Raw genomic sequence first — 12,503 nt, forward strand, 5'->3', positions numbered from 1 at the left:
GCGTTATCGCCTGGTTTTCGAGCCGGAATAACCTGCTCTGAAAGTGCCGACTTCATTCCCTGAATTAGGCTATTACGCAGGAAGAAAATTCCGACGCTGTTTTCGCAGCGCCGAAATTAACCCAAATTGATCACAGGGAGCTATAGGACAGCGAAGGTGCCTTGTGCTTTTGCGACGAGTTTTTGCTCCTGATACACCTCGGCCTCGACCACCAGCGTGCGCCGGCCGGGGTGGATGACCCGGGCGGTACACAGCACGTCGCCGTCGGACACGGCGCGGATGTAGTTGATTTTGCACTCGATGGTCGCGCTTTGTTGGTCAAAGCCATGGGCGCTGGAGCAGGCCAGCCCCATGGCAATGTCCACCAGGCTGAAAATCGCCCCGCCATGGAGCTTGCCTGCGCGGTTGCGCAGGTGTGGCTCCAGGCTCAGGGTCACCTCGGCAACGCCCTGGTCCAGGCGTTGCAGGCGGCAGCCGAGCAGTTGGCTGAAGGCGCTGTGGGTCTGGCCGGCGGGCAGATCCATCAGCGTTTCTTCAGTTGCTTGGCGTTGGCGAACAGCGAAGCCATGGCATTGTTTGCCGGGGCTGCGGTGGCGGTTTCCTTGCGTGGTGCGCTGTTTTCCGAGCGGTTTTGCGACTGGCGCGGTGCCGAACCCGGACGTGCGCCACGGGCGCCATCGATTTTCTCGCCGGGGGTATCGCTCATGCGCATCGACAGGCCCACGCGTTTGCGTGGGATATCGACTTCCATGACCTTGACCTTGACCACGTCACCGGCCTTCACTGCCTCGCGCGGGTCCTTGATGAACTTCTCCGAAAGCGCAGAAATGTGCACCAAACCGTCTTGATGCACGCCGATGTCCACAAATGCGCCGAAGTTGGTCACGTTGGTCACCACGCCTTCGAGAATCATCCCCAGTTGCAGGTCCTTGAGGTCTTCGACGCCTTCCTGGAACTCGGCGGTCTTGAACTCGGGGCGCGGGTCGCGGCCTGGTTTTTCAAGCTCTTGCAGGATGTCGGTGATGGTCGGCACGCCGAAGGTTTCGTCGGTGTACTTCTTCGGATCCAGACGCTTGAGGAACGCGGCGTCGCCGATCAGCGAGCGGATATCGCGGTCGGTCTCGGCGGCAATGCGTTGTACCAGCGGATAGGCCTCCGGGTGGACGGCCGAGGAGTCCAGCGGGTTGTCGCCATTCATGACGCGCAGGAAACCGGCGGCTTGTTCGAAGGTTTTTTCGCCAAGGCGTGCGACTTTTTTCAGCGCCGCACGGGTCTTGAACGCGCCGTTTTCGTCACGATGATTGACGATATTCTGCGCCAGGGTGGCGTTGAGGCCGGAAATCCGTGCGAGCAAGGCGACCGAGGCGGTGTTTACGTCGACGCCGACCTTGTTCACACAGTCCTCCACCACCGCATCCAGGCCGCGCGCCAGTTTGAGCTGCGACACATCGTGCTGGTACTGGCCGACGCCGATGGATTTGGGGTCGATCTTCACCAACTCGGCCAGGGGATCCTGCAGGCGGCGGGCGATGGATACGGCACCACGGATCGAGACATCAAGGTCGGGGAATTCCTTGGAGGCCAGTTCCGATGCCGAGTACACCGAAGCGCCGGCTTCGGAGACCATGACCTTGGTCATTTTCATGCCTGGGTATTTTTTGATCAGCTCCAGGGCCAGCTTATCGGTTTCGCGGCTGGCGGTGCCGTTGCCGATGGCAATCAGGTCTACCGCGTGCTTGGCACACAGGGCGGCCAGGATGGCGATGGTCTGGTCCCACTTGTTGTGGGGCACGTGTGGGTACACGGTGGCGTGGTCCAGCAGCTTGCCGGTGGCGTCGACCACGGCGACCTTGCAACCGGTGCGCAGGCCCGGGTCCAGGCCCAGGGTCGCGCGCGGGCCGGCTGGCGCTGCCAGCAGCAGGTCGTGCAGGTTGTGGGCGAACACGTTGATCGCTTCGGTTTCGGCGCCGTCGCGCAATTCGCCCAGCAGGTCGGTTTCCAGGTGGGTGTAGAGCTTGACCTTCCAGGTCCAGCGCACGACTTCACTGAGCCACTTGTCCGCAGGACGATTCTGATTCTGGATGCCGAATTGTTGGCCGATCATGCCTTCGCACGGGTGCATGGTGCCCGGCAGTTCGTCGCCGACTTTCAATGCGGAGCTGAGAATGCCTTCGTTGCGACCACGGAAAATGGCGAGTGCGCGGTGGGACGGCATGCTTTTCAGCGGTTCGTCATGTTCGAAGTAATCGCGGAACTTGGCGCCTTCTTCCTCTTTGCCGGCGATGACGCGGGCGCTGAGCGTGGCTTCCTGTTTCAGGTAGTTACGCAATTTTTCCAGCAGGTTGGCATCCTCGGCGAAACGCTCCATGAGGATGTACTTGGCGCCTTCGAGGGCAGCCTTGACGTCGGTGATGCCTTTTTCAGCATCGACAAAGCGCGCAGCTTCGGCTTCCGGGGCCAGGGACGGGTCGTTGAACAGGCCGTCGGCCAGCTCGCCGAGGCCGGCTTCCAGGGCGATCTGGCCCTTGGTGCGGCGCTTCTGCTTGTACGGCAGGTACAGGTCTTCGAGGCGGGTCTTGGTGTCGGCGAGCTTGATATCGCGTTCAAGTTGCGGGGTCAGCTTGCCCTGCTCCTGGATGCTGGCGAGGATGCTGACACGCCGTTCGTCGAGTTCTCGCAGGTAGCGCAGGCGTTCTTCCAGATGCCGCAGCTGGATGTCATCGAGGCTGCCGGTCACTTCTTTACGGTAACGGGCGATGAAGGGCACCGTGGAGCCTTCATCCAGTAGAGCGACGGCCGCTTCGACCTGTTGTGGGCGTACACCGAGTTCCTCGGCGATGCGGCTGTTGATGCTGTCCATAAAACCACCTGAAATTCTTGAAAGCAGTTCGCAGGCCCGGAAAACAAGGCCGTGCGCGGCTGGTTGAGCGGCCCGACTGGCGCCGCTGCCTGGGTCAAGAGGCAGCCTATTGACCCTCGAAATCGAAAAAGTCACGACAAGCAGATGAAAAAACACCAGGCCGGCCATGGCATGGCCGGGCACTGAGGCGCGGCATTATAACCAGCGTTCCCTTCTTGGGGGGATTGCGCCAAGGGCACGTGCACTGGTGGTTGGAGAAAAATCTGCTAACAATGCGTACCGTGCGTATAACGGCAGCTAAGCCATAATGCGCGCCAGATAAGAGGAGCATCCAATGAGCAGCACTGCACAAACTGCTGAAGGCGAAAAAATTCTCATCGTTGATGACGATCCGGGGCTGAGCAGCCTGCTGGAGCGGTTCTTCACCTCCAAGGGCTACCGTGCCCGCGCGGTGCCGAACACCGAGCAGATGGACCGCCTGCTGGGGCGTGAAGTCTTCAATCTGGTCGTACTCGACCTGATGTTGCCGGGTGAAGACGGCCTGACGGCCTGCAAGCGCCTGCGCAGTAGCAACAACCAGATCCCGATCATCATGCTGACCGCCAAGGGCGACGAGCTGAGTCGTATCAAGGGTCTGGAACTGGGCGCCGACGATTACCTGGCCAAGCCGTTCAACCCCGACGAGCTGATGGCTCGGGTCAAGGCCGTATTGCGTCGCCAGGCGGCTCCCGTCCCGGGCGCTCCAGGCAGCGAAGACGAAAGCGTGACCTTCGGTGACTACGAACTGTCGCTGGCGACCCGTGAGCTCAAGCGTGGCGAAGAAGTCCATATGCTCACCACCGGTGAATTCGCGGTACTCAAGGCGCTGGTGATGAACGCTCGCCAACCGCTGACCCGTGACAAGCTGATGAACCTGGCCCGGGGGCGCGAGTGGGATGCCCTGGAGCGCTCCATCGATGTGCAGATTTCCCGTCTGCGCCGGATGATCGAGCCGGATCCGTCCAAGCCGCGTTATATCCAGACAGTGTGGGGCGTGGGTTACGTGTTTGTGCCGGATGGCACAGCAACCAAGTAACCGATGATTTGCACAGGCGGGTACTCCGGAGTTCGATCCCAATGGGTCGGCCGGATGCCCGGCGTCTGCAATTCTGCGAGCCGTGCTCGCTCTTGCCAGGTGTCTAGCTGTCTTCTATGAAAACCCCGCTGTGGTTCCCCCAGAGTTTCTTCTCCCGCACCCTTTGGCTGGTGCTGATCGTCGTTCTGTTTTCCAAGGCCCTGACCCTCGTTTACCTGCTGATGAACGAAGACGTGCTGGTGGATCGACAGTACAGCCACGGTGTGGCGCTGACATTGCGTGCCTATTGGGCTGCCGACCCGGAGAACCGTGAAAAAATCGCCAAGGCGGCGACCTTGACTCGCGTGGTGGGCGCGGGTGTTCCCGAGGGCGAGCAGCATTGGCCCTATAGCGAGATCTACCAGCGCCAGATGCAGGCCGAACTGGGCGAGGACACTGAGGTGCGGCTACGGATGCATGTTTCGCCCGCCCTGTGGGTTCGAGCCCCTAGCCTGGGAGATGGATGGCTGAAAGTGCCACTGTATCCCCATCCGCTACGGGGGCAGAAAATATGGAACGTACTCGGCTGGTTCCTGGCCATTGGCCTGCTTTCCACCGCGTCGGCCTGGATTTTCGTGCGCCAACTCAACCAGCCGCTCAAGCGCCTGGTGTTTGCTGCCAGGCAACTGGGGCAAGGTCGCAGTGTGCGCCTGCCAATCAGCGACACGCCCAGCGAAATGACCGAGGTGTACAGCGCGTTCAATCAAATGGCCGAAGATGTCGAACAGGCCGGGCGTGAACGCGAGCTGATGCTGGCCGGGGTTTCCCATGACCTGCGCACGCCGCTGACACGTTTGCGCCTGTCCCTGGAGTTGATGGGCAACCACACCGATCTTACCGATGACATGGTCCGCGACATCGAAGATATGGATGCGATTCTCGACCAGTTCCTGGCGTTTATCCGCGATGGTCGCGATGAGGTGGTAGAGGAAGTCGACCTGACCGACCTGGTACGCGAGGTCGTGGCGCCCTATAACCAGAACGGCGAGCAGGTGCGCATGCGCCTGGAGCCTATCCAGCCCTTTGCCTTGCGTCGGGTCTCGATGAAACGCCTGCTGAACAACCTGATCGGTAATGCCCTGCATCACGCGGGGACTGAGGTGGAAGTCGCCGCCTATGTGTCGGGTGATACCAACGCGCCTTATGTGGTGTTGAGTGTCATGGACCGTGGCGCAGGGATCGATCCGGCGGAACTGGAGGGCATCTTCAACCCCTTCACCCGTGGCGACCGGGCCCGTGGTGGCAAGGGGACCGGGCTGGGGTTGGCGATTGTGCGGCGGATTGCTTCGATGCATGGCGGCAATGTCGAACTGCGCAACCGTGCCGATGGCGGGCTGGAGGCGCGGGTGCGTTTGCCGTTGGGGCTGATGTTGCCCCGAGATGCGGTCTAAACCCTTACGAATATCAAATGTGGGAGCTGGCTTGCCTGCGCGAAGATATAACAGTCGACATTGATGTTGAATGTTAGTCAGTCATCGCTGGCAAGCCAGATCCTACAAGGGTTCTCAGCCCTTGCCTTTGGTACGAGTCATGTTCGGCCCGCTGTTCTTCTCCAGATGCTGAATGATGATCCCCGCCACATCCTTGTTGGTGGTGGTTTCGATCCCTTCCAGGCCCGGTGAAGAGTTCACTTCCATCACCAGTGGCCCGTGGTTGGAGCGCAGGATATCCACTCCCGCCACACTCAAGCCCATGACCTTGGCCGCACGCAGGGCGGTCATGCGTTCTTCCGGGGTGATCTTGATCAGGCTGGCGCTGCCGCCCCGGTGCAGGTTGGAGCGAAACTCCCCTGGTTTGGCCTGGCGTTTCATCGCCGCAATCACCTTGTCCCCCACCACGAAGCAACGGATATCCGCGCCGCCGGCTTCCTTGATGTATTCCTGGACCATGATGTTCTGCTTGAGGCCCATGAACGCCTCGATCACCGACTCAGCCGCCGTGGCGGTTTCACACATCACTACGCCAATGCCTTGGGTGCCTTCCAGCACCTTGATCACCAGGGGAGCGCCGTTGACCATCTCGATCAGGTCGGGAATGTCATCGGGGGAGTGGGCAAAGCCGGTCACTGGCAAGCCGATACCGCGGCGCGACAGCAACTGCAGGGAGCGCAGCTTGTCCCGGGAGCGAGCAATGGCCACCGATTCGTTGAGCGGAAACACCCCCATCATTTCAAACTGGCGCAGTACCGCGCAGCCGTAGAAGGTCACCGAGGCGCCGATGCGCGGGATCACCGCGTCGAAGCCTTCCAGTGGTTTGCCCCGATAGTGGATCTGCGGCTTATGACTGGCAATGTTCATATAGGCGCGCAACGTATCGATCACCACCATCTCATGGCCCCGTTCGGTGCCGGCCTCGACCAGACGACGGGTGGAATACAGACGCGGGTTACGCGACAGCACAGCGATCTTCATGCAACACCTGTGGCAGCAATAGTAGAGACCGGGAACACCGGCTTGTCTTGAACGTACTTGAGCCCCGGGTTGACCACCAACTGGCCGTCGATCAGGGCTTTGGAACCTAGCAACAGGCGGTAACGCATGGTTTTGCGGCAAGCCAGGGTGAACTCCACCCGCCATACCCGATCACCCAGGGCCAGGGTGGTGCTGATGACGTAGCGCACCTGCGCCTGGCCGTTGGAGCTTTTAATGGTTTTCATCGCCACCAGCGGCGCTTCGCAACGCCGGTGACGCAGTTGCACCACGCTGCCCAGGTGCGCCGTGAAACGCACCCACTTTTCACCGTCACGCTCAAAAGGCTCGATCTCGGTGGCATGCAGGCTGGAGGTACTGGCCCCGGTGTCGATCTTCGCGCGCAGGCCCGCCACTCCCAGATCGGGAAGCGCCACCCATTCACGCAGACCGACAACGGTCAAATGGTCAAATGTCTTCAATATGAACAACCGGCAATCAGAAATATTTCGACGTCAAACGACACTAGCGTCCAACTGCTCACGGATTATGACAACCCTGGAACGTTGACGGGCGCTTGGAGCCGAATTCGCGGTATTCACGCAGAATATTCACCAAATGGCGACAGATATCTTCACGCCATAAAAAACCATGGCTGAAGGGAAACTGCCTGACACCTGGCGTATCTTAGGTGAGCCTTGGCGTTTGTGCGTCGAAGGGGTTCGACGGTTAAGTTGCGACATTTTTCAGAGCGAGGAATTCAAGTGGCTCAAAAGCAGGAAGATGACGAAAAAGTCCGTTTGGACAAGTGGTTGTGGGCTGCGCGTTTCTACAAGACCCGGGCCTTGGCCAAGGCCGCCATCGAGAGCGGCAAGGTGCATTGCCGTGGCGAACGCTGCAAGCCGGGCAAGGAACCGCACATTGGCGACGAGTTGCAGATTCGTGTTGGCTTTGAAGAGAAGACCGTGGTGGTGCAGGCGCTTTCCATCGTCCGCCGGGGCGCTCCCGAAGCGCAGGCGCTGTATACCGAGACGCCGGCAAGTATCGCCAAGCGCGAGAATGCGGCGGCCATGCGCAAGGCCGGAGCGTTGGGTATGAGCACCGACGGCAAGCCAAGCAAGAAACAGCGCCGCGACCTGTTCAAGTTTCGCGGCAGCGGCAATGATGAGTGAGGCTTTACGTGCAGGAGCCGGCCAGGCTCCTGCACCTGGGCTCAGGCGTTGCGGATCACGCTCAAGCGATTGATCACAGGTACTCGTTGCAACAACCCGAATACCGGTTCGGTCACGCGCAGCAGCCAACCCGAGACCTTCGCAGCAAACGGCGTGTAATAACCCCAGCCCAGTGCCAACAGCGCCAGCAGCACGCCACCGATATAGTCGTCTTGCCCCCAGTGTGCACCGGCCACCAGGCGCGGCATCATGAACAGCAGCGCCAGCCCCCAGACCAGCACGACTTGCCCGATCCGCTTGGCAAATACACTCATGAACATCCCCCAGATCAGCAGCACCGAAGCGTGGTCCCCAGGGAAGCTCTGGCTGGAGCGGTCCTTCAACTCCCAGGTTTTTTCCAGGTCAGGGAAGTAGTCGCTCATGTGGATCGCCCCGCTGATCACCATAGAGGGGCTGTTGTGCTGCCAGCCCATCTGCGCCGCGAGCTTGGAAAACAGCATGCGGATAAACAGCAGTAACAGCAGGATCGCGAGGAAACCAAAAAACGCCTGGCGCACCTCAATCGCCTTGAACACCCATTCGCCGCGAATCAGCAGCATCAGCAGGATTACCCCGACCACCGCATCAAATGGTCGCAGGCTCGCTACCGCCCAGACATGCAGCCAGGTCGGGTTGCTGGCCAGAGGGTCGTTGAGTAGATGAAACAGCCATTCGTCGAATATCACGCAAAGCATCTGGCCTGCGGGCCATAGCCAAAAACACAGCAGCCCCAGAGCGAGTAAATTGCACAGGGCCAATCGCCCGAGGTTCCACTTGGCTTGGAACAAACCCGGATTGTTCATAAACTGTTTCCTCTTCGCTCTAAAACTCTTCATCTATCGGAAGAAAAGCGCACCAAATTGGTGCTAAAGCGCATAATTTTAGAAACATTGTCATCACTTTGTCATCAATTCAGATACCCAGACCTATGACTGATCTACCGGATACCGACTTCACCCAACGTTTCCTCTTTGACGACAACGACGCTCGTGGCGAACTGGTTGCCCTGGAGCGCAGCTATGCCGAAGTCCTTGCCAAGCACCCCTATCCGGAGCCGGTCGCACAGTTGCTCGGCGAACTGATGGCCGCCGCGTCGCTGCTGGTGGGCACCATGAAGTTCGATGGCTTGCTGATTCTGCAGGCCCGTTCCGAAGGCCCGGTTCCCATGCTGATGATCGAGTGCTCCAGCGAGCGCGAAATCCGTGGCCTGGCCCGTTATGAAGAGGACCAGATCCCGGCGGACGCGACCCTCGCCGACCTGATGCCCAACGGCGTACTGGCGTTGACCATCGACCCGACCGTTGGCCAGCGCTACCAGGGCATTGTCGACCTGGACGGTGAAACCCTGTCCGACTGCTTCACCAACTATTTCGTCATGTCCCAGCAAGTGGGCACCCGCTTCTGGCTCAATGCGGATGGCAAGCGCGCCCGTGGCCTGCTGTTGCAACAGCTGCCGGCCGACCGCATCAAGGATGAGGATGAGCGCGAAGAAAGCTGGCGCGGCCTCACTGCCCTGGCCGGTACGCTGACTGCCGAAGAGCTGCTGGGCCTGGACAACGAAACCATCCTGCACCGCCTGTACCACGAAGAAGAGGTGCGTCTGTTCGATGCGCAATCGCTGCGATTCCATTGCAGCTGTTCCCGCGAGCGTTCGGGCAATGCCCTGGTGAGCCTGGGCCTGGAAGATGCGCAAAACCTGGCTGTGGAGCATGGTGGCCGAATCGAAATCGACTGCCAGTTCTGCAATCAACGCTACCTGTTCGACGCTGCCGATATCGCCCAATTGTTCGCTGGCGCTGGCGTTGACACCCCTTCGGGTACCCACCACTAAAACGTTTAAGCACAGGTAAATCACCTGACAAACGCCGGATTAGAGGTGTTCTGACGGGAGGGCCCTACTTTTTTTGGGCTTTTCTGGCATAATCCGGCCCACTTTTTTCGCGGTAGTAGTGCGCAACTTTCTACTACAAAACGTTTGGAGCACTCGGCCATAGGCCGACGGGGAACCTCATGACGCAAGCCAATAACGCCGTATACACCGATCTGAGTGTTGACGATCTGGTCAAAGAAGCCCTGCAGCGCGGTGAAGGCGTGCTTGCCGATACCGGCGCGCTGGTCGTAGAAACCGGTCACCGTACCGGGCGTTCGCCAGTAGACCGTTTCATCGTTGAAGAGCCGTCCACCCAGGCCGCCATTGCCTGGGGCCCGATCAACCGCAAGTTCCCGGCCGACAAGTTCGATGCCCTGTGGGCTCGCGTCGAGGCTTTCAACAACGCGCAAGAGCATTTCGTTTCCCACGTTCACGTTGGTGCTGCCGAAGACCACTACCTGGCCGTGAAAATGACCACCCAGACTGCCTGGCAGAACCTGTTCGGTCGTTGCCTGTTCATCAACCCGGCCCAGTACAACCCGGCCGGTCGGGAAGAATGGCAAGTGCTCAACGTTGCCAACTTCGAATGCGTACCTGAGCGTGACGGCACCAACTCCGATGGTTGCGTGATCCTCAACTTCGCCCAGAAGAAAGTTCTGATCGCAGGCATGCGTTACGCCGGCGAGATGAAGAAAGCCATGTTCTCGGTGCAGAACTTCCTGCTGCCGGCGGCTGACGTGCTGCCAATGCACTGCGCTGCCAACATCGGTGAAGACGGCGACGTGACTCTGTTCTTCGGCCTGTCCGGCACCGGCAAGACCACCCTGTCTGCCGACGAAAGCCGTTACCTGATTGGTGACGACGAACACGGTTGGGGCGAAGGCGTGGTGTTCAACATCGAAGGCGGTTGCTATGCCAAGTGCATCGACCTGTCCGAGAAGAACGAGCCGGTAATCTGGAAAGCCATCAAGCACGGCGCGGTCCTGGAAAACGTCGTGATCAACGATGCCAAGCACGCCGACTACACCGATGTCAGCCTGACCCAGAACAGCCGCGCCGCATACCCACTGGAGCACGTTGCCAAGCGTTCCGAGAAGAACCTGGGTGGCGAGCCGAACGCAGTGATCTTCCTGACCTGCGACCTGACTGGCGTGCTGCCACCGGTGTCGATCCTCAACGAAGAACAAGCGGCCTACCACTTCCTGTCCGGCTACACCGCACTGGTGGGCTCGACTGAAATGGGCTCGGGCAGCGGCATCAAGTCGACTTTCTCTACCTGCTTCGGCGCGCCGTTCTTCCCGCGTCCGGCTGGCGAATACGCAGAGCTGCTGATCAAGCGCATCCGCGGCTTCGGCTCCAAGGTCTACCTGGTCAACACCGGCTGGACCGGCGGCGGCTACGGTGTTGGCAAGCGCTTCAACATCCCGACCACCCGTGCAGTGATCGCAGCGATCCAGAGCGGCGCGTTGATCGGTGCGCAAACCGAGCACCTGGACACCATCAACCTCGACGTGCCATTGGCCGTACCGGGCGTTGAGACTGGCCTGTTGAACCCACGCAACACCTGGGCTGACAAAGCAGCCTACGACGAAGCCGCGAAGGCTCTGGCCGGCCTGTTCGTCGAGAACTTCAAGAAGTTTGAAGTGAGCGACGCAATCAAGGCAGCGGGTCCTAAGTTGTAAGATTCGCCAGCTGTTAAAAAGCCGCCCCTAGTGGGCGGCTTTTTTGTGCGCGTGCAAATCTCTATGAACGTAGAGCAGGACGGCAAAAAGGCGCAGATCCGAATGTGGGCTTGCTCGCGATTGCGGTGTTTCAACCGCTGGATGCATTGACTGACCCACCGCTATCACGAGCCCACAGACATTAATGACGCAGTGTTCTTTAGCTCAGATTTTCCAGCGTCTGCGTATCCCAGCTATGAGTCTTGATGGCCAGGTAAAGCATGCCGATGGTGAGCGGCATCTTCTCGCCCCGGCCCTTGGCGCGATGTTTGAGGAACACGTCAAACACCGGTGGGTTGAAGTAACGGTAGGCATCATAGTCGCCCAGGTCCAGATCAAATGTCTGCTCCAGCGCTTCCATAAACTGCCTGGCCTCCGCGCCGTCGCACCCGAGGTCGAAGTTGAGCGAAGTTTTAAGGCGGATGGTCTTGTGCTTGGGCAGGCCGATTTCTTCATGCAGCAATTGCAGGAGCTGCTGCATGACGGGGTCTTCTGGGAAGTGCGGGGCCAGGTTCATGGTGGGGGCACGCCGGAGTGGGTGAGGGGGGTGGTCATGGCGATAGCGGTACTTGTTGCGGGTGAAGAACAGTGCCAAGCCTATCAAGAACAGAGCGAGGGGGAGCAGTTGAATACTAAGAATGATCGCTACGTAAGGTAGCCAGAATGTCAGGATCAAGCCGCTTGCTATAAACGTGACAGCAAAACGTTTTCTGAGTGTGCAGTCGGTGATCTTGTAATACAGCAACAGATAAAAGGCGAAGAAGATCGCCGCCTGTAGATAGAGCATTTGACTATGGCTCATTTGAGTACACGTGTAGTGAGAGGCTGGAGCGCTGCGGGCCAATTCCCCCGCTGACCTGAGCCTCTAGGCCGATGATGATGTCTGCATGCTGGAAGTTGCGTAGCTGGCGCGATATCAAATCGCTGGTAGCTTTTTCGACCATTGATTCTGCCTTGCTGGACATGAGCCCAATTGGGGCTGCCACCGCTCCCGATATAGTTTCTTTGATGACGTTGTTCCGGTTGTTCAAGCTATCTGCCTGTTTTCTAGTCAGCGGTTTTGAAATGACCACTGTCATGAGGCAAGGGAGGTCTTGGGCGAGCATTCGCTCATACAGATTTTGTAGTTGCAGGCGAACTTCCTGCGCTGAGGTCTTTGCTTCTAGTAAGCAAAGACTGGCAAGTGCTTGCTTGTTGTTGGGTCGTACGGTGAAACGAATCACGCTGAACGTGACCCCGTAATGGCCAATGTATTGAGTCCTTTCAAGGTCCACGGATTTCTTGCCGAGAGGGTTGAGAGGGCGCTAGTTTCGATCAGG

At 59.2% G+C, this 12,503-nt stretch carries 12 protein-coding genes; 5 read left to right on the forward strand and 7 right to left on the reverse strand.

Annotation, left to right across the window (positions count from 1 at the left end):
• Window positions 1-140: 140 nt before the first annotated feature.
• Both BHC62_RS10765 and BHC62_RS10770 read right to left on the reverse strand, forming a co-directional pair.
• Window positions 141-524, reverse strand: coding sequence for a PaaI family thioesterase (locus tag BHC62_RS10765; protein WP_050493039.1), 384 nt, complete (start codon window positions 522-524; stop codon window positions 141-143).
• A complete protein-coding gene (locus tag BHC62_RS10770; RefSeq protein ID WP_070995016.1) occupies window positions 524-2,860 on the reverse strand; it encodes a Tex family protein in 2,337 nt (778 codons plus the stop codon). The genes BHC62_RS10765 and BHC62_RS10770 overlap by 1 nt, the downstream gene beginning before the upstream one ends.
• Window positions 2,861-3,194: 334 nt before the next feature.
• Between BHC62_RS10770 and ompR the strand changes: the two genes are divergently transcribed.
• Window positions 3,195-3,935, forward strand: a complete 741-nt coding sequence (gene ompR, locus BHC62_RS10775; protein WP_029299776.1) for a two-component system response regulator OmpR — start codon at window positions 3,195-3,197, stop codon at window positions 3,933-3,935.
• Window positions 3,936-4,051: 116 nt separating this feature from the next.
• A complete protein-coding gene (locus BHC62_RS10780; protein WP_029299778.1) occupies window positions 4,052-5,365 on the forward strand; it encodes an ATP-binding protein in 1,314 nt (437 codons plus the stop codon).
• A 114-nt stretch (window positions 5,366-5,479) separates the two neighbouring features.
• Here the strand turns inward: BHC62_RS10780 and rimK are convergent, their stop codons facing one another.
• Window positions 5,480-6,385: a 30S ribosomal protein S6--L-glutamate ligase gene (gene rimK / locus BHC62_RS10785; RefSeq protein ID WP_029299780.1), complete on the reverse strand. Its 906-nt coding sequence runs from the start codon at window positions 6,383-6,385 to the stop codon at window positions 5,480-5,482.
• Window positions 6,382-6,846: an ATP-dependent zinc protease gene (locus BHC62_RS10790; protein WP_286675716.1), complete on the reverse strand. Its 465-nt coding sequence runs from the start codon at window positions 6,844-6,846 to the stop codon at window positions 6,382-6,384. Before BHC62_RS10790 ends, rimK begins: the two co-directional genes overlap by 4 nt.
• Window positions 6,847-7,146: 300 nt before the next feature.
• Between BHC62_RS10790 and BHC62_RS10795 the strand changes: the two genes are divergently transcribed.
• A complete protein-coding gene (locus BHC62_RS10795; protein ID WP_029299784.1) occupies window positions 7,147-7,554 on the forward strand; it encodes an RNA-binding S4 domain-containing protein in 408 nt (135 codons plus the stop codon).
• Window positions 7,555-7,595: 41 nt separating this feature from the next.
• On the opposite strand, the gene BHC62_RS10800 is transcribed toward BHC62_RS10795, so the two are convergent.
• The gene (locus tag BHC62_RS10800) at window positions 7,596-8,396 is read right to left on the reverse strand and encodes a phosphatase PAP2 family protein (RefSeq protein ID WP_070995017.1); all 801 of its coding nucleotides are present in this window, start codon (window positions 8,394-8,396) and stop codon (window positions 7,596-7,598) included.
• Window positions 8,397-8,521: 125 nt separating this feature from the next.
• Between BHC62_RS10800 and hslO the strand changes: the two genes are divergently transcribed.
• Together hslO and BHC62_RS10810 are read left to right on the forward strand one after the other, a co-directional pair.
• A complete protein-coding gene (gene hslO / locus BHC62_RS10805) occupies window positions 8,522-9,424 on the forward strand; it encodes an Hsp33 family molecular chaperone HslO (protein WP_029299788.1) in 903 nt (300 codons plus the stop codon).
• Window positions 9,425-9,603: 179 nt separating this feature from the next.
• Window positions 9,604-11,145 (forward strand): phosphoenolpyruvate carboxykinase, encoded by a 1,542-nt coding sequence (locus tag BHC62_RS10810; protein WP_029299789.1) that lies wholly within the window; start codon window positions 9,604-9,606, stop codon window positions 11,143-11,145.
• Between the two features lie 199 nt (window positions 11,146-11,344).
• On the opposite strand, the gene BHC62_RS29315 is transcribed toward BHC62_RS10810, so the two are convergent.
• Window positions 11,345-11,701, reverse strand: a complete 357-nt coding sequence (locus BHC62_RS29315) for a DUF1493 family protein (protein ID WP_029299791.1) — start codon at window positions 11,699-11,701, stop codon at window positions 11,345-11,347.
• A 274-nt stretch (window positions 11,702-11,975) separates the two neighbouring features.
• Complete coding sequence (locus BHC62_RS10820; protein WP_186351788.1) at window positions 11,976-12,407, reverse strand: hypothetical protein; 432 nt, start codon at window positions 12,405-12,407, stop codon at window positions 11,976-11,978.
• Window positions 12,408-12,503 lie beyond the last annotated feature (96 nt).

This window comes from Pseudomonas sp. 06C 126 (assembly GCF_001855215.1).
In the GTDB taxonomy this organism is placed as follows: Bacteria; Pseudomonadota; Gammaproteobacteria; order Pseudomonadales; family Pseudomonadaceae; genus Aquipseudomonas; species Aquipseudomonas proteolytica.